This is a genomic window from Streptomyces sp. NPDC018045, from assembly GCF_044327445.1.
GTDB lineage: Bacteria > Actinomycetota > Actinomycetes > Streptomycetales > Streptomycetaceae > Streptomyces.
Map to the genome: position 1 here is coordinate 120,628 of NZ_JBIRFL010000008.1, position 17,169 is coordinate 137,796.

The 17,169-nt window shown below is 75.2% G+C and carries 13 protein-coding genes and 1 tRNA gene; 10 read left to right on the top strand and 4 right to left on the bottom strand.

Annotated elements, in window-relative coordinates; genetic code table 11:
• Positions 1-103 precede the first annotated feature (103 nt).
• Positions 104-691, top strand: a complete 588-nt coding sequence (locus ACH4EB_RS20460; protein ID WP_398348952.1) for a hypothetical protein — start codon at positions 104-106, stop codon at positions 689-691.
• A 48-nt stretch (positions 692-739) separates the two neighbouring features.
• On the opposite strand, the gene ACH4EB_RS20465 is transcribed toward ACH4EB_RS20460, so the two are convergent.
• On the bottom strand, positions 740-1,606 hold the full coding sequence (locus ACH4EB_RS20465; protein ID WP_398348953.1) for a spermidine synthase: 867 nt from the start codon (positions 1,604-1,606) through the stop codon (positions 740-742).
• Positions 1,607-1,820: 214 nt separating this feature from the next.
• Positions 1,821-2,366, bottom strand: coding sequence for a hypothetical protein (locus tag ACH4EB_RS20470; protein ID WP_398349133.1), 546 nt, complete (start codon positions 2,364-2,366; stop codon positions 1,821-1,823).
• Between the two features lie 246 nt (positions 2,367-2,612).
• On the opposite strand from ACH4EB_RS20470, the gene ACH4EB_RS20475 reads away from it, so the two are divergent.
• Positions 2,613-4,220 carry a tetratricopeptide repeat protein gene (locus tag ACH4EB_RS20475; RefSeq protein ID WP_398348954.1) on the top strand — a complete coding sequence of 536 codons (1,608 nt, stop codon included), beginning with the start codon at positions 2,613-2,615 and terminating at the stop codon, positions 4,218-4,220.
• 434 nt (positions 4,221-4,654) lie between these two features.
• Here ACH4EB_RS20475 and ACH4EB_RS20480 read toward each other — a convergent pair whose 3' ends face one another.
• Positions 4,655-5,248 (bottom strand): histidine phosphatase family protein, encoded by a 594-nt coding sequence (locus ACH4EB_RS20480; protein WP_398348955.1) that lies wholly within the window; start codon positions 5,246-5,248, stop codon positions 4,655-4,657.
• Between the two features lie 317 nt (positions 5,249-5,565).
• On the opposite strand from ACH4EB_RS20480, the gene ACH4EB_RS20485 reads away from it, so the two are divergent.
• From ACH4EB_RS20485 to ACH4EB_RS20515, 7 genes are all read left to right on the top strand, one after another.
• Complete coding sequence (locus ACH4EB_RS20485) at positions 5,566-6,717, top strand: phosphatase PAP2 family protein (RefSeq protein WP_398348956.1); 1,152 nt, start codon at positions 5,566-5,568, stop codon at positions 6,715-6,717.
• Positions 6,617-8,101, top strand: coding sequence for a hypothetical protein (locus ACH4EB_RS20490; protein ID WP_398348957.1), 1,485 nt, complete (start codon positions 6,617-6,619; stop codon positions 8,099-8,101). Before ACH4EB_RS20485 ends, ACH4EB_RS20490 begins: the two co-directional genes overlap by 101 nt.
• The gene (locus tag ACH4EB_RS20495; RefSeq protein ID WP_398348958.1) at positions 8,092-9,645 is read left to right on the top strand and encodes a hypothetical protein; all 1,554 of its coding nucleotides are present in this window, start codon (positions 8,092-8,094) and stop codon (positions 9,643-9,645) included. Before ACH4EB_RS20490 ends, ACH4EB_RS20495 begins: the two co-directional genes overlap by 10 nt.
• Positions 9,646-9,797: 152 nt before the next feature.
• Positions 9,798-11,177 carry an AAA domain-containing protein gene (locus ACH4EB_RS20500; protein ID WP_398349134.1) on the top strand — a complete coding sequence of 460 codons (1,380 nt, stop codon included), beginning with the start codon at positions 9,798-9,800 and terminating at the stop codon, positions 11,175-11,177.
• An 836-nt stretch (positions 11,178-12,013) separates the two neighbouring features.
• Positions 12,014-12,400, top strand: coding sequence for a hypothetical protein (locus ACH4EB_RS20505; RefSeq protein ID WP_398348959.1), 387 nt, complete (start codon positions 12,014-12,016; stop codon positions 12,398-12,400).
• A gap of 166 nt (positions 12,401-12,566) precedes the next feature.
• A complete protein-coding gene (locus ACH4EB_RS20510) occupies positions 12,567-13,259 on the top strand; it encodes a hypothetical protein (RefSeq protein WP_398348960.1) in 693 nt (230 codons plus the stop codon).
• 141 nt (positions 13,260-13,400) lie between these two features.
• Positions 13,401-13,474, top strand: a tRNA-Lys gene (locus tag ACH4EB_RS20515).
• Between the two features lie 78 nt (positions 13,475-13,552).
• Here ACH4EB_RS20515 and ACH4EB_RS20520 read toward each other — a convergent pair.
• Positions 13,553-14,806, bottom strand: coding sequence for a M6 family metalloprotease domain-containing protein (locus ACH4EB_RS20520; protein ID WP_398348961.1), 1,254 nt, complete (start codon positions 14,804-14,806; stop codon positions 13,553-13,555).
• 292 nt (positions 14,807-15,098) lie between these two features.
• On the opposite strand from ACH4EB_RS20520, the gene ACH4EB_RS20525 reads away from it, so the two are divergent.
• Positions 15,099-17,078 carry a putative bifunctional diguanylate cyclase/phosphodiesterase gene (locus ACH4EB_RS20525; protein WP_398348962.1) on the top strand — a complete coding sequence of 660 codons (1,980 nt, stop codon included), beginning with the start codon at positions 15,099-15,101 and terminating at the stop codon, positions 17,076-17,078.
• The last annotated feature ends 91 nt before the right edge of the window (positions 17,079-17,169 follow it).

Below are 17,169 nucleotides of genomic sequence, written 5' to 3' on the forward strand. Positions count from 1 at the left end.
TTCCGTTCCGCCCCGGAACCTCCCGCCATACCGTCTTCGTCCCGGCCGCTCCGGGCTTTCCGGCCCACCGCCCCGGCCCGTTACGTGGTGCAGGATGAGCCAGATGCACAGAGGACTGGTTCACACGGCGGCCTGGACGCTGGCGACGGGTGCCGCCGTCACGCTGTCGTGGTTCGGTGTGCACACCGTGCTGGCCGGCACGGCGTACGACCCGCCGCGCGCGCTCCCGCTGTCCGACAACGCGCCATCACCGCACACCGGAACCGGCGGCGGGGTCTCGCCCCGTGCCTCCTCCACACACCGGCCCAAGCCGTCCGCGCCGGCCTCCCCCCGCCCCGGACAGTCCGCGAAAGCGAACGAGCTGCCCAGGGAGGCAGGCGGCGGCCCGTCCGGCGAGGACGGACAACACACGGGCGGCGGCCCGCACCCGCCGCCCGGCGGCGCCTCCTCGCCCGCCACGGGTGGCACGGTGAAAAGTTTCTCCACCGCGGGCGGCCGGGTCGTCATCGACCTGGGCACCCGCTCCGCCCAGTTGGTGTCGGCCACCCCGGGCACGGGCTGGCAGATGCAGGTGTGGCAGCAGGACCAGTGGCTGCGGGTCGACTTCAGGGGCGGCCCGGGGCACACATCGGTCATCTGCGCCTGGAACGGCCACCCGCCGACGGTCGAGACGGACAACCACGCGACGTGAACCAGGTGTTGACCGTGGGTCGCCCCGCACCGCCGGGCTGCCCGCCGCTCAGGTGAAGACAGCGGGCGGCGGGGACGGCGAGTCCACCGCGGTCGCGTCCGTCACCGGCTGCGCTCCCCCGGTGAAGTCCAGGAGCGCGCGCCCGTGTTCGACCCGGCCCTGCTGCGGGTCGGTCGCGGCCCGCCGGGTCAGCTCGGCGACCGGGAGCGGCCCGGCGGCGGCGAGCAGTACGGCGTTCCCGAAGCGCTTGCCTCTGAGGACGGCCGGGTCAGCGGTCAGGCACAGTTCGGGGAGGACCGTACGGACCGTGGCGACCTGCGCCCGTACGAAGGCCAGCGGCGGGCCGTCCGCGAGGTTCGCCGCGTACCAGCCGCCGGGCCGCAGCGCCCGCGCGACCTCGCCCGCGAACTCGGCGCTGGTCAGGTGCGCCGGGGTGCGAGCGCCGCGGAACACGTCCGCGATCACCAGGTCGGCCCAGCCGTCCGGGATCCGGGCGAGCCCGGCGCGGGCGTCCGCGTTGCGCACCCTGATCCGCCAGCCGCTGTCCAGCGGGAGTTCCCGGCGGACCAGGTGGACCAGCGGCGCGTCGATCTCCACGGCCTGCTGGGTCGAGCGCGGGCGGGTGGCCGCGACGTAGCGCGCCATCGTCAGCGCCCCGCCGCCCAGGTGCACCACCTGGAGAGGCTTGCCGGGCGGCGCGGCGAGGTCGACGATGTGCCCCAGGCGGCGCTGGTACGCGAAGTCCAAGTACGCCGGGTCGTCCAGGTCCACATGGGACTGCGGGGCACCGTCGACGAGCAGCGTCCAGCCGCGCGGCCGGTCCCGGTCGGGACGCAGTTCGGCGACGCCGCCGTCCACGGTTTCCACCACGGCCTCGGGCCCCGTACGGGACCGGCCGCGCCTGCTCTTCGCCATGCCTCCAGTATGCCGCGTACCCGCAGGTCAGAGCGTGCGGCGGAAGCGGCGGGCAGCCGACCTCGACGGGAGGGGGAGACGGCCGAGCGGCCGGGGCCACCGGCCGCGAGGCGCTCCGGGCCCGAGGCCCCCCACCCCGAGGCTTCGTCGGCCTCAGCGCGAGCGGTCAGGACCACCGGCCCCGGGGCACCCCCGCCCCGAGACCCCGCCGGCCTCAGCGGCAGCGGTCGACGGCCTCGATCGTGCGGGCCGCCTCGCCGAGGGCCTCGCGCAGGACGACGGGGTCGGTGGCCGTGCCGCACGCGCCGTCCGGGGACACCAGCCAGTCGGTGCCCGTGACGGGCGGCTCGACGGGGGCGCTGCCGACGCCCCGCGCGCCCCCTGCGGGCGCCTCACGCTCGTACGTCTGCGTACAGGCGCTGCCCGGCAGGTCCCAGCCGTCGGCCGTGCCCGGCGGCACGAGGAAGCCGAGGGTGTCGCACGCGTCGTCGTGCAGGACCGGGCCGACGCCGGCCCGCAGCCGCAGGATGTCGACCGCCTCCAGGCCCTGGCGGGCCGGCACCGTCACCAGGTCGCAGGTACGGGGCGCCTCGGGGAGCGCGCCGCACTCCGCGGACGGCCAGCACCGGTCGACGGCCGGCGAACCGGGCCCGCCCGGCCGGCCGTTGGGGAGCGCCGTGCGTCCGGCGCGTCCGGAACCTCCGTGCGCCACCCCACCGGCACCCGCCTCGCCGCTGACGGCGGTCCTGACGTCGACCATGCCGGTCTCCCGCACGGAAACCCCTCCTCTGCACGCGCCGCTGGCTTTACTTCCTGTTCAACGTCCGGACACGTCAACGGCTACGGCGGAAGGACGCCGCAAAGAATGGCGCTTCATGGCGGATCGTGCATGAGATATCCGGTTTGTAGCCAAACCCTGTGTGGCGGGCCGGTCACAGCTAGTACCGTCGTCCCGCCGCACCGCCAGGCCGCGGTACCGCCACGGAGATGGCACGGAGGATCTGCCATGGCGTCGCCCGCCGCGAGATCAGGGTCGTCCCACCACGTTCCCGCCCAGCCCAACCGCGCCTTCCGGCAGTTGCGCGGCCGGCTGTCACCGGGCGAGTTCGCGGCGTCGGTGCGCCGCGCCGCGCGCGAGATCGGGGAGCAGGTCGCGTGCGACGCCCGTTATGTGGGCCGGGTCGAGGCCGGAGAGATCCGTTGCCCGAACTACGCCTACGAACGGGTCTTCCGGCACATGTTCCCCGGGCTCACGCTCGCGGACATGGGGTTCGCGCCGCGCGAGACGGTGCGCGGGCGGCGGGCCCGTACGGCCCGGGGAGGCGGGGGAACGGAGGCGGGCCCCGGCACCGGGACGCTGCCCGGACCGCGGGCCGGCACCGGGCCGGCTGCCGGGCCCCCGGAGGGGGCCGGGGGCGGGCCGGGGCATCCCGATACGGACATCCAGACCGGCAAGGAGAGCGACGTGCTGCGTCGCGCGTTCATCACGGGCGGCCCGGCCGCCGCGCTGGGGCTCACCGCCCTGCCACCGTTCGTCCCGGAGGCGGTGGCCGGGCCCGGCGTGCCGGAGGCGACGACGCGCGTATCGAGCCCGTTGCCGGCGGACGGTCCCGGGCGGGCCGGTGCCTCCGAGGCGGCGGCCGTGGAGGAGGCGGTACGCCGCATCCGACTGCTGGACGACCGGCACGGCGCCGAGGGCCTCTACCGGCGCGCCGCGAAGCCGCTGCGGAGCGCGTACGAACTGCTGGACGCCGGAGTGCACCGCGGCTCCGTCAGCGACCGTCTGCACGCGGGCGCGGGCGAACTGGCCATCTCCGTCGGCTGGCTGGCGCACGACTCGGGCCGCTTCGGCGACGCCCGGTCGCACTACGCCGAAGCACTGGCCACCGCCCGTGTCGCCGGGGACGCCGCCCTGGAGGCGCACGCGTTCTGCAACACCGCCTTCCTGGCGCGCGACGCGCACCGCCCCCGGGAGGCCGTACGTGCCGCACAGGCCGCCCAACAGGCCGCGAGGAACCTGGGGTCGGCGCGCCTGCTGTCCCTTCTGGCACTGCGCGAGGCGGGCGGCTGGGCGGGGCTGGGCGACCGCAGAAGCTGTGAGCAGGCGCTCCTGCGGGCCCAGCGGCTCTTCGCCCAAGGGCCGTCCGACGGCGATCCGGAGTGGATGTCCTTCTACGGGGAGGCCGAATTGGCGGGGCTGGAGGCCCAGTGCTGGTCCGCACTGGGCGAGCAGGGGCGCGCGGTGACGCACGCGCGCCGGGCGGTGGCGCTCCAGGACCCGCACTTCACCCGGAACATCGCCCTGTTCACCGCGGAACTCGCGGGCGATCTCGCGCTCAGCCACGCGCCGGAGGAGGCGGCGACGGCCGGTACGCGGGCGCTGATCCTCCTGAAGGACGTCCGGTCGGCCCGTATCCGCACGATGCTGGACTCGACGGCGCGGGCACTCCGGCGGTACCGCGACGGCGCGGGGAGGGCGGGCGACGAGGTCGGCGCGTTCCTGGACCGGCACGCCGCCTCCCGGTCACCGGCCCGGCCCCCGGCCAGGAGGGGCAGACGGCGGACGGCGCCCGGCACGCGGCCGGGGGAGCAGACGGGGGCGCCTACGGGGTGAGCGGGGGCGGCCGGGTGTGCATACGGGGTGGGCGGGCTCGGCCGGGTGCGCCTACGGGGTGGCCGGACTCGGCCGGGAGCGTCTACGGGGCGATCGGGCTCCGGGCGGGAGGCGCGCCTTGGGGCCGGGGTTCCAGGAGGCGGGGCGGGGCGGGGCGGGCTGCGCGGTGGGGCTTCAGGGGCCTCAGGCTCTTCAGGGGCGCCGGGCTTCGCGACGGGACTTCAGAGGCCGCTGGTTTCGCGGCCGGGCTCCGGGGCCGCCGGGCATCGTGGCGGGGCTCCGGGACCGTGAGGGCGCTCGGAACCGACAGGGCAGGGGCACTCAGGGCCGCCGGGCTTCGCGGCCAGCCCGGGAGCCCCGTCGGGACCGTGGCGGTGCCCCGGGGCCGTCAGGGCGCCCGGGGCCGCCGGAAGCGTCCGGGCCGGTCGGCAGGCTCAGCCCAGGTGGCCGGTGTCGTTCCAGCGCTCGATGGCCGGTTCGCCGTACGCCCAGCCCAGCACCGACAGGGACGTCGGCTCCAGGCGGATGCGGGCGGCGAAGGAGACGTCCAGGCCGAGCCAGCGGGCGCCCAGGGAGCGCAGGATGTGGCCGTGCGCGAAGATCAGGACGTCGCGGTCGGCCGAGCGCGCCCACTGGACGACCTCGTCGGCCCGGGCCGCGACCTCGGCGAGCGTCTCACCCTCGGGGACGCCGTCGCGCCAGATGAACCAGTCCGGACGCCCGGCCTTGATGTCGGACGGCGTCAGGCCCTCGTAGGCGCCGTAGTCGACCTCCATCAGCGCGTCCCAGTCCTGCGCCCGGTCGCCGAAGCCGGCCAGCTCGCAGGTCTCCTTCGCGCGCACCAGGGGGCTGGTGCGGACCTCGACGTCCGGCAGGCCGTCCCAGGGCGCGCGGTGCAGCCGCTCCCCCAGGAGCTTGGCGCCGCGGCGGCCCTCCTCCAGGAGCGGAATGTCCGTACGGCCGGTGTGCTTGCCGGACAGGGACCACTCCGTCTGCCCGTGCCGGGCCAGCAGAATGCGCGGTGCCATGGGGAATACCTCTGGCCGATTGCTCGGCTCTTCCGTCTTCGGAGCCCGCTTCGGGGCTGATGCTGCTCGTCTGGTGCTCGATTGTGCTCGTCTGCGTCCGGCTCTCGTCGCCTTCCGGCGGTCGCCGACCGTTCCATCATCGCGCATCGCCCTGGTTCGCCGGGGTGGGCCCCTCCTTGCCGGGACCATCGCGTCATACGGCGTACGGTGGAGGGTCGGCGTTTTTCCGCGCCGGCGGGTGCCGCACCGCGCCGCACCCCTCGCACCAGGCCCGCGACCGATCCGCCACGGGCCACGCACGTTGGAGAACGACCAGGATGGACGCCGTAGCGCGCCGCACCGCGGCAGCCGGCAGCCGGCTCCGGTGGTGGACGGAACTGCCACTGCTGGCCCTCGTGTACGTGGCGTACTCCGCGGGCCGCCTCGTGGCCCGTGGTGACGTCCACACCGCCATGGGGCACGGACAGACGATTCTGCGGTGGGAAGAGCTGTTGCGGCTCGACCCGGAGCGGGCGCTGAATCGTTTCTTCACCGCTACTCCCGCCTTCGGCGTCCCCGCCGACTTCGCGTACGCCGCGCTGCACTACGTCATCACGCCCGTGGTCCTCGTCTGGCTGTGGAACCGGCGCCCCGCTCACTACCGCGCGCTCCGTACGTGGCTCATGCTGGCCACCCTGATCGGGCTGGTCGGCTTCACGCTGCTGCCGACCGCGCCGCCGCGCCTGCTGGAGGCGGGCAGCGGGTTCGCGGACACCATGGCGCAGTTCTCGTCCTACGGGTGGTGGGGCGACGACGCGAGCGCGCCGCGCGGGCTCGGCGGCATGACGAACCAGTTCGCGGCGATGCCCAGCCTTCACGTGGGGTGGGCGCTGTGGTGCGGTGCGGTCCTGTGGCGGCACGGCCGGTCCCGGGCGACGCGGGCCCTGGGGGTGGCGTATCCGCTGCTGATCGTGCTGGTGGTGATGGGCACCGCCAATCACTACCTGCTCGACGCGCTGGCGGGTACGGCCGTGATGGGGCTGGGCCTGCTGCTGACCCGCCCGGCGCTGCGGCTCGCGGACGGCGTGCGGCGGCGGTTCCGGGCGGACGGCCCGGTCCCGGGCACGGACAGCCGGTCGGCGGGTGCGGACAGCCCCCTCGTGGGCGGCTCCGTCGCCGGCGGCCCCATCGCGGGCAGTCCGGTCGTGGACGGCCCCTTCGCAGGCACGAGCCACCCCGTCGTGGGCGTGGGCGGCCCCGCCGCGAGTGCGGGCAGCCCCGCCGCGAGTGCGAGGAGCAGCGCTCTCGCGGGTGCGGCGCGCGGTCTGTCGGCTGCTGGGGCGCCGGGGACGCACGCGGATGTCAGTGGCGGATGCCAGACTTCCGCGGGTGAACGTTTTCCGCGACAGCCGACCCGCCGCGGCCGACCGGCCGCCCGCGCCGTCTCCGCTGCCGCAGCCGACGACGGGGCTGCGACAGCGGCTCAGTGAGCTGCGCGGTCCCGGCGTACGGCCGCGGCCGCTGGACGCCCGTGCGCTCGCCGCGCTGGCCGCCAACCCCGGCTGCCGCCGCCGCGCGCTGCTGGACGGCGCGGGGGTCGACAAGGCGGCGCTCGCGGGCGCCCTCGGGTCCCCCGCGGCCTTCGGGCAGTCGCAGTTCGCGCTGGCCCGGGGCAATTCCTTCGAGGCCCGCGTCAAGGCGGACGACGGCGCGGACCTGATGCGGCTGGTGCACGCGCGCATGGGCGACGGCGCGGAGGCCCCCGAGCCCGGCCGGGTCGCCGCACCGGACCTGTCCGCCGCCGGCCCCGAGGGGCGTGCCGCCCGTACGGCCCTGGCGCTGCGCGAGGCGACCGCCACCGGCGGCTGGACGCTGCTGGACCATCCCCTGATCACCCTGGACGTGGCCGGTTCGCCCGCCTACCTGGAGCCGGACGCGGTCGTGGTGCATCCGGACGGCGGCTGGACGGTCGTGGAGATCAAGTCCTTCCCGATGATCGACGGTTCCGCCGACCCGGCCAAGGTGGGCGCGGCGGCCCGGCAGGCGGCGGTGTATGCGCTGGCGTTGCGGCGGGTGGCCGGGCAGGTGCTCGCCAGTACGGGCCGCGCGGTGACGGTGCGGGACCAGTTCCTGCTGGTCTGCCCGAAGGACTTCGCGAACGTCCCCACCGCCGAGGCCGTCGACATCCGTAAACAACTGGCGACCACCCACCGTCAGTTGCAGCGCCTCACCACCGTCGAGGAGATCGCCGGACAGCTCCCGCCCGGCACGACCTTCGACCTCCGGCTCGCGGACGACGGGAAGACGGTGACCCGGCCCGCCGCCGAGCTGACCGAGGCGGTCGAGTCCGTCGACGCCGCCTATGCCCCGGAGTGCCTGTCCGCCTGCGAGCTGGCGTTCCACTGCCGGGAGCGGGCGCGCGCGGCGGGCGCCGTGGAGTCGCTGGGCCGCGGGGTGCGCGGGGAGCTGGGCGGCCTGCGCACGGTCGAGGAGGTGCTGGCGGCAGCGCGGACGGAGAGCGCGGCGGACGCGGCGGGCCGCCCTCCGGGGGCGGCGGCCGCCTCGGCGGACGCGCCCGCTCCCTCCCCCGACTTCACCGATGCCCCCGCCGCCGAAGCGCTGCGCCGAGCGGCGACCCTGCGCGCCGAGGCACTGGCCACGGCCGGGCACGGCACCCTCGACGCGGCGGACCAGCCCGGGCACCGGGCCGGGCGCCGGACCGGGGGCCGGACCGGGGACCACCCCGGAAACCAGGCCGAGAGCCGGGCCGGAAAGCGGACCGGGGGCCAGGCCGAGAACCAGGCCGGGGAATGGGCCGAGGCCCAGGCCGAGGGACCGGCCGACGGCGGCAAGGGGGTTTCGGCATGTCGTTGATCGAGGTGCTCGCCAGGATGGAGGCCGTGGCGGCGGGCCGTGCGCAGCCGCTGGCGACCGTCCGGCACCGGCATCTGTCCGCGCACCCGCTCGTGTTCGTCCCGTTGACGACCGCGGGTGAGGCGGGCGCCCCGCTGGGCGCGCTGGTCGGTACGGACCGCGAGAAGCCGCTGCTGCTCGCCGTACCCCAGCCGCGCGACCGTGACCTGCGGTTCGCCTTCCTCGCCGAGCTGGCCGAGACCGTCCTGCCGTACGTGGACGGGTACGCGGACACCGTCGAGCCGGCGGAGCGAAAGGAGACCGACCCGGAGACGGGCAAGAAGGTCACGGTCGAGGTCGAGCTGTGCGCGGACGCGCCGCAGGTCATCGTGCCGAGCGCGGCCGGCGTGGAGTACGTACGGCTGCTGGGCCGGTCCATGCGGTTCCGGCGGACCGCCGAGCAGGAACCGGACACCCCGCACCCGGCGCCCCCGCACGTGCCCCTGCTGGGCCGCTGGTTCACGCATTTCGGCGAGCGGGCCCGGGTGCCGGGCGCGAGTCTGCTGCTGCCGATGACCGGGCTGCTCGCCCGCCACTGGGCGACCGGCCAGAGCAACCTGGAGGACCAGCACCTGGGTGCGCTGCTCGCCTGGATAGACCCTCCCGGGGGCGAGCACGGCGCGACGGCCGCCCAGCGCGCGGAGACGGCACGGGACGCGGACGGCCAGTTGCTGTGCCCGCCGGCCGGCCCGGCCACGGACCCGGCCTTCGACAACAAGCGGCTCGCTCCGGCGATGGCCCGTTACGACGCGGGGCTGCCCGGCGCCGAGGACGAGATCCGCGAGCTGGTCGAGCGGCAGCTCCGCCCCACCTGGGACGCCGTGTGGCACGGCATCGACCTGCTGCGGGCCCTGCCGGAAGGCTCCCGGGTGGCCGACCGGTGGAAGCGCGACCGCTGGTCGTACACCGCGCACCGCGACCGGGTACGGGCCGGTGAGCCACCGCAGCCGAAGCGGGACGACGCGATCACGGCCGCGCAGAAGCTCGCCTCCCGGGAGACCGCCCAGGCGCAGCTCGACGCGCAGGAAGCGCTGGACGACCCGCTGGTCATGGCGGGCCGCCGGCTCACCGGAGAGGCCCTGGCCGGCGAGGTGACCGGGGTGGAGACGGCGTATTCGCTGGGCAAGCGGCCGATGCCGCGCCCGCTGGTGACGCTGCGGACGGACGACCGGCCGCAGCTCGTCGAGGGCGGCAAGCTGTACCGCCCGCTGCCGGACGGGAAGAGCCAGCCCGCCGAGTTCGTCGAGTACACGGCGGACGGGCCGGGCGGGCTGGTCGTCCGGCTGACCGGCGGGATGGGGCGGGGGAAGGTCCCCGAGCCCGGTTCGGTCCCCGAGCCCGGCGACCGGGTGTGCTGGACCCTGTTCGAGCACCAGCCGCGCGGCGGCCCGGAGCTGCCCGATCCCGAGGACACGCCGTGGACGCACGGCGGGCCGCCCGCGGCCGACGCCGCCGTACCGCCCGTGGACCAGCCCGATCCCGTCACCGCGGAGGACTTCCTGTGACCGAGGCCCGCCCCGCGCACTCCGACCTGCCCCCGCACCCCGGCCTGCCCGCGCATCCCGACGCTCCCCCGCACCCGGATGCGCCCGCACGCCCCGACACGCCCCCATACCCCGATCCGCCCGCGCACCCGGATGCGCCTTCGCACCCCGACCTGCCCCCCGCCCGGCGGCCGGACGGCGCAGCCCCCGCCGCCCCCGGAGCAGCGCCCTTCGACCCCGCCGCGGCGGCGGCCGAGGCCACCGACGCGATCGTGCACAGCACGCTGCACGGCGCGCACCGCGGTGTCGTCGTCGACTCGCCGCCAGGGGCGGGCAAGTCCACGCTGGTGGTGCGGGCGGCCCGCGAACTGGCCGCGGCCGGGCGCCGGTTGATGATCGTCGCGCAGACCAACGCGCAGGTCGACGACCTGGTGCTGCGGATCGCCGAGAAGGACCCCGAACTGCCGGTCGGCCGGCTGCACAGCAGCGAGCCGGGCGCGTTCGACCCGGCGCTCGCCGAACTGCCCGCCGTCCGTACGTCGTCGAAGGTCACCGACCTGGCCGGACTGGACATCGTCGTCTCGACGGCCGCCAAGTGGGCGTACACGAAGGTCGACGAACCGTGGCAGCACGCCATCGTGGACGAGGCGTACCAGATGCGCTCGGACGCGCTGCTCGCTGTCGGCGGCCTGTTCGAGCGGGCGCTGTTCGTGGGCGACCCGGGGCAGTTGGACCCGTTCAGCGTGGTCGGCGCCGACCAGTGGGCCGGGCTCGCCTACGACCCGTCGGCCAGCGCCGTGACCACCCTGCTCGCGCACAACCCCGGCCTGCCGCAGCACCGGCTGCCGGTGTCGTGGCGGCTGCCCGCCTCCGCCGCCCGGCTGGTCTCCGACGCGTTCTACCCGTACACGCCGTTCCGCAGCGGTACGGACCACGGCGACCGGCGGCTCGCCTTCGGGGTGCCCGCCGACGGCTCGGGGGTGGACCGCGTCCTGGACGAGGCCGCCGAGTCCGGCTGGGGCCTGCTCGAACTGCCCGCCCGCCACACCCCGCGTACGGACCCGGAGGCGGTGCACGCCATCGCGCAAGTGGTGCGGCGGCTGCTCGACCGGGGCGGCGCGGCGACCAGCGAGCGTTCCCCCGGCCCCGCGCCGCTGACGGCCGACCGGATCGCGGTCGGCACGGCCCACCGTGACCAGGCGGCGGCGGTACGGGCCGCGTTGGCCGGGCTCGGCGTCGGCGGGGTCGCGGTGGACACCGCCAACCGCCTCCAGGGACGGGAGTTCGACGTCACGGTCTTCCTGCACCCGCTCTCCGGCCGCCCCGACGCGACCGCCTTCCACCTGGAGACGGGCCGGCTGTGCGTGCTGGCCTCGCGCCATCGGCATGCCTGCATCGTGGTCTGCCGGGCGGGCGTACCGGAGCTGCTGGACGAGCACCCGTCGGCGGAGCCCGTACAACTGGGCGTCACGGTCAAATTCCCGGACGGCTGGGAAGCGAACCACGCGGTCCTGGCCCACCTGAACGAACACCGGGTCATCTGGCGCCCCTGACCACGCCTCCGGTGCCTGCCCGGACGGCGATCGTCGATGCGGCGCCCCCAATCCGCCGGACCACATTCGGCGGGTCGCCAGAGGGGCCCCATGGTCACCACCCCGGACGGCCGCGAGATGAACCACACGGCCCCGGCCCACCTGAACGAATCCCGAGGGCCCTGGCACCTCTGCCCCCTCCGGCCTCTGCCCGCCGGGACGATCGACGCGGCACCATCCAATCCACCGGACCGGACCCGCCCCCCCAGAGGCGACCCATGGCCACAACCCCGGACGGCCGGGAGACGAACCACACGGCCCCGGCCCACCTGAACGAACACCGGGTGACGTGGGAGCCCTACCCGGCTGCCGGCGTACGCCCGGCCGGGTGACGGGGCAGCCGGGAACGACGAGTACCGCGCCAGGCCGCCACCGGCTCGCCGCCAGACCACCAGGGTCCGCCAGGCCGCCGACAGCCCACCAGAGGCCGCAAGCCACGAGCCGCAAGCCACGAGCCACAAGCCACCCGGAGGATCGGCAGACCACCAGGAGCGCCAGCCCGAGTCCACCGCAGCCCCGCCGCGCGACAGCCCCCCAGCGGCCGCCGCGGGACCCCCACACCAATCGCCGCCGTGCACGAAGGCCGACGGGGGGCGCGCCCCGCCCGGCGCAGCGCACTCGTGCCGTCGCGCGCGGCGTGTGGTCGTACGGTGGCGGTGCGGGCGTGGAAGAGGGGCGCGCGGCACGCGGCGCGCCGTTCTCCGGCGGGCGGGCGAGCCCCCGTAAGAGCGCGTCCCCAGGCGCACTTGCGCGGCGCGGGACAATGGAACGCGGCACACGATCCAGGAGGTACGTACATGTCCGAGCCGCAACCGGCTTCCGACCCGCGCGGAGCCGCCGCCGCGCCCCGGCGCCTGAAACCGGCTCCGCTGCTCTTCGAGCCTCCGGAGGCCACGTCCGATCCCGAGCACTTCTTCGACCTGGAATCCATCGAGGACCCCAAGGAGCTGCTCACCCGTTCCACCGAGCTGACGCTCGCCTTCCGCGCGGCGGCGGACCGGGCCACGGAATTCCAGGCGATGGCGGCGGCCCACCTCGCCGATCCCCGGCGCTTCGACCGGCTGCCGCTCTCCGCGATCGCGGAGCGTGCCGACTGGACCGAGGACTACGCGGCGAAGATGGTCGAATTCGGCCGCGGCCTGCTGCGCGACGGCGGCGGCAGCCGCCTCGACGCCACGGACTGAACGGCTCAGCACCGCCCCCGATCCATCACCCGGCCCATGATCACGCTTGTTGATCATGGGCCGCTGGCATATGCGGGCGCGGAAACATACTCCACGCCGCCCCGTCCTGTCCTGATTTCAGCCATTCCGCAGAAACGGAACACCTGGTACCGGTAAACCGGGGCCCATGAGCGACTGGCCCTCCGAGCCCCCTCGTCGACCCGCCCCCGCCACGTTCCCCACCGCGGCGTACGTCACCCTCGCCGGCGCCGACTGGCTCGCCTCCGCCGATCCGTGCCCGGAGAGCGTGCACGCCCGGTGGGCGTCCTGTCCGGACGCGCCGAGCACGCTGCCGTGCGGCACGGTCTTCGACGTGATCAACGCGCCCGCGCTCTTCGGCCGCGACCTGGTGGACCGCTTGTGGACCGCGGGGCCCGGGTCCGGGCCCGTCGCCACCCACCGCGGCCGCGTCCTGCTGTTCGCCGAGCCGGGCACCGCCCGGCGGCTGCCCGCCCTGCTCGACTGGGAGGAGTGGTCCGGCGCGGTGCCGCCGCTGCTCTGCCACGGGCCGGGCGACGCGGTGACCGTCCCGCCCCTCTTCCCGCACCGGCCGCCACCGCCGGAACCGCCCCAGGGCACCCGTTCCGCCCAGTACGCCACCCACGGCTTCAAGGCAGGCGTCGCCGCCCCCGCGGACGGCACCCCGGACCTCGCCGCCTCCCGCTGGCTGGTGGCCCCGGACGTGCGCCGCCCCTGGCTCCCCGGCCCGGGCGCCCTCCTGTGGGCCTGCATACGGGCCGCCCGCCGCGCCACCGGAACGTCCCCGGGCCAAGCCCCGCCCCGGCCGCCGGGCCCGGCTCCCGCCGCTCCACCGCCGTGACCAGAGCCACCGCCGCCCAGACACCCCCGGAGCCCAGCCCCGCCAAGGGCTCCGGGCCTGCATCCCGCCGCCGGGGAGCGGCCCCGCGGAATCGATTTTTGCGCCGCCCGATCAGGATGCTAATGTTTTCCACGTCAGCAGGCGCCGCTAGCTCAGTTGGTTAGAGCAGCTGACTCTTAATCAGCGGGTCCGGGGTTCGAGTCCCTGGCGGCGCACCGACAGAAGAAGGCCCCCACCTCGGTGGGGGCCTTCTTCGTGCGCCGGCGGACGGCACCCGGCCCGGCCACCGGCCCTCAGCCGCTCCGTTCCACCTTGACCGTCCAGTCCCCCGAGGACGACCGCCCGTACACCTGTACCCGCACCCCGTCCTGGACGTCGTCCATGCTTTCGCCTTCGCCGAGCGGCGCATCCGCAAGCCGGGGAAATACGGAAGTCCCCCAACACGCCTCGGTACCGGGGTGGCCGTCCAGCACCTCCACCGGGCCGCTCCCGGACGCGGTCTCGCTGTGCACCCGGTAGACCAGGACGCCCTCGGCGCAGACGTCGTGATCGTTGCCCACCGCGCCGCGCGCCTCGACGGCCAGCGCGCTGCGCGGACCGGTGCGGACGACCAGCAGCCGCGCCCGCCGCTCGTCGCCGGGCGCCATGGGGGCCGACAGCGGCCGGAGGACGTGCACGGAGGTGCGCCGCTCCCGGGAGAGGGCGACACACGACACCTGACGGTCGCCGAGCCAGCCGACCTTCCACTTGTGCCAGCCGAAGGGGTCGGGAGCCAGTCCGAACTGGCTTCCCATGAGGTCCCAGTCGCCCACGTAGGTGTCCCAGTCGCCCTTGCCGTCCTGGGGGCGGTGGTAGAGGTCCGGCAGGTCGAAGACGTGGCCGGTCTCGTGGGCCAGCACGTTGCGGTCCGGCGGGCTCTGCTCGAAGACGGTGACGAACCGGCTGAGATCGGCGTTGTCGGCGTGCAGCGGCCGGTCGAGGTTGACGACCTTGGTGGCGTCGGAGTCGACCCCGGCGGCGTCCGGGTCGGCGACGAGGTAGACGACGTCGTAGCGGCTGAAGTCCACCGAGCCGTCGGCGGCGGCGACCGCGTCGCGGAGGTAGGCGCCGCGGCGGCCGGCGTCCCAGTCCCGGCGTATGCCGTAGGTGCTGGAGGCCTGCGGCATCCGCACCCAGCGGCGCTGGATGTCGGGTCGCAGGGTGAAGCGGCCGTAGGACGCGCGCTCGAAGAAGCGGGAAGTGGCCGGGAAATAGTCGGCGGCCAGTTCCCGGGGGTCGGCGACCGGCTCGGAGTCGGGGAAGGACAGGAAGACCATGACGGCGTCAAGAGTGCGCACCGGACGCGGGTAGGCGCGGTTCCAGGTGTCCAGGCCCTCGGAGTGGTGGGCGTCGGTGCGGGCCAGGGCGCAGGGCAGCGCCCCTTCGGACGCGGTGGCGGGGCCCGAGATGACGGAGGTGGCTATGACCGCGCTGAGCGAGGTGGCCACCGCGGCCACCCGGCGCAGCACCTGACGGTCCACCTCCGGAGGTGGCTGGGCGCGTGGCACATCGACCTCCCGGTACGGATTCGGAGCACCATCACCACCTTGTGCGGATTTGCCGGTTTCCGTCCTGTTCCGGGGCCCCAGATGAGTGACCGGCCCAACTCCCCACCCCGTAACGGAAAGTCACTATCGATCGTTGACCGGATACGCACGAACACAGCCGGACGGAAATGGCCAAACTTCCGCCACGGGTGCCGATGATCACGGTTACGTCGCTGGATAGGCCCTTGCAGCAGCCTCTATGATCGCCACACTTTCCAGCGCGGATTCCCCCCTCCATCACGAGACAAGCGCCATGCGGGAGCGAGCAGTGAGCGGATACCCCGGCGGCACGGGCCGCGCGCCCGGAACGACGCTCTCCGCGGTGACGGAGCGTAAAGAACCGACCAACGAAACCACCGGAGGAGCGGACGACGCCTCCGGCCCGGCACCCACCGACGGCCCCACCGCGGCCGACGGACGGACCCGGCCCGGCACGCCCGGCACGCCCGGCGAGCCGGGGACGGCCGCCCGCGGCGAGCCCGACGCCGACGACGGCTCGGCGGCCTCGCTGCGCGACTACCGCGCCGCCTTCCGGGCCGCCCACACCCCGCTGGCCGTGCTGAACCGCGACGGCCTGGTCCTCGCCGCCAACCCGGCCTTCGGCGAACTGGTCGGCGCGGCGCCGGACGACCTGGTCGCGGCCACCGCCGCCGACCTGACCGAGCTGGGCACCGACCCGCGCATCTGGGCCGCCTACCGGGAGGTGCTGCGCGGCCACAGCGAACGGCTGCGGTGCACCCGACGGCTGAAACATCCCGACGGGCAGTTCCTGTGGGCCGAGGTGACGGTCGAGCCGCTGCCGGACGAGGACTGCGTCCTGCTGTCCGTCTCGGACATCAGCGACCGGCACGACCTGCTGGCCCGGCTGCGCCACCTCCAGATGCACGACCCGGTGACCCGGCTGCCCAACCGCGCGCTGTTCTTCGAGCGGCTGGCGGGCGCGCTGGAGACGGCCGCCTTCGAGCAGCACGGTACGGGCCGGGTCGGCCTGTGCTACCTCGACCTGGACGGCTTCAAGGCCGTCAACGACACCCTCGGGCACCGGGTCGGCGACCGGCTGCTGAGCGCGGTGGCCCAGCGTCTGACGCACTGCGCCGAGAACCTGGCCGAGCGCGGCGGGGTACGCGGCGGCAGCGGCCACCTGGTGGCGCGGCTGGGCGGCGACGAGTTCGCGCTCCTGGTGGAGGACTCGGCCGGGACCGAACAGCTCGCCGAACTGGCGCAGCGTGTCCTGGACGCGCTGCAGCGGCCGTTCGACCTGGCCGGGCAGCGGCTGTCGGTCTCGGCGAGCATCGGCGTCGTGGAACGCGCGGCGACCGGCACCACCGCGACCGGCCTGATGCAGGCCGCGGACACCACGCTGTACTGGGCCAAGGAGGACGGCAAGGCCCGCTGGACGCTCTTCGACCCCGAGCGCAACGCGCACCGGATGACCCGCCAGGCGCTGTCCAGCACGCTGCGGCCCGCGGTGGACCGCGGTGAGTTCACGCTGGAGTACCAGCCGCTGGTCGGGCTCGGCGACGGGCGGGCGCAGGGTGTCGAGGCGCTGGTGCGCTGGCGGCATCCGCAGTTCGGCACACTGTCGCCGAATCGGTTCATCGGATTGGCGGAGGAGAACGGCTCGATCGTCGAACTGGGCCGCTGGGTGCTGGCCCGCGCCTGCCACCAGGCCCGCGCCTGGCAACTGGCGCGGCCCGGCGCCGAGCCGCTGTTCGTCAGCGTGAACGTCGCCGTACGGCAGGTGTGGGACTCCGACCTGGTCGCGGACGTGGCGGGCATCCTCGCCGAGACCGGGCTGCCGCCGGCCCTGCTCCAACTGGAGCTGACCGAGTCGGCCGTGATGGGGTCGGCCGGGCGCCCGCTCCAGGCGCTCCAGGCGCTGAGCGAGATGGGCGTACGGATCGCCATCGACGACTTCGGGACCGGCTACTCCAACCTCGCGTACCTCAGTCGGCTGCCGGTGTCCGTACTGAAGCTGGACGGCTCCTTCGTCCGGGGCTTCCGTTCGCAGGAGCACCCGAACCCGGCGGACGAGACGATCGTGGAGGCGCTGGTGGCGCTCGCCCACCGGCTGGGCCTGACGGTCACGGCGGAGTGCGTGGAGAGCGCCGAACAGGCGGAACGGTTGCGCCGTATCGGCTGCGACACCGGGCAGGGATGGCTCTACTCCCGCCCGGTGCCCCCGGACCGGGTCTGCGAGCTGATCGGTGCGGCGGGACAGGCGGGCGCGTAGCGGCGGCCCGGGGAGCGGACGGAGCGGCGCGCTCCCCCGCCCGCCCCGATGCATCCGCTCGCCCCGGCAGACCGGTCGCTGTGATGCGCCC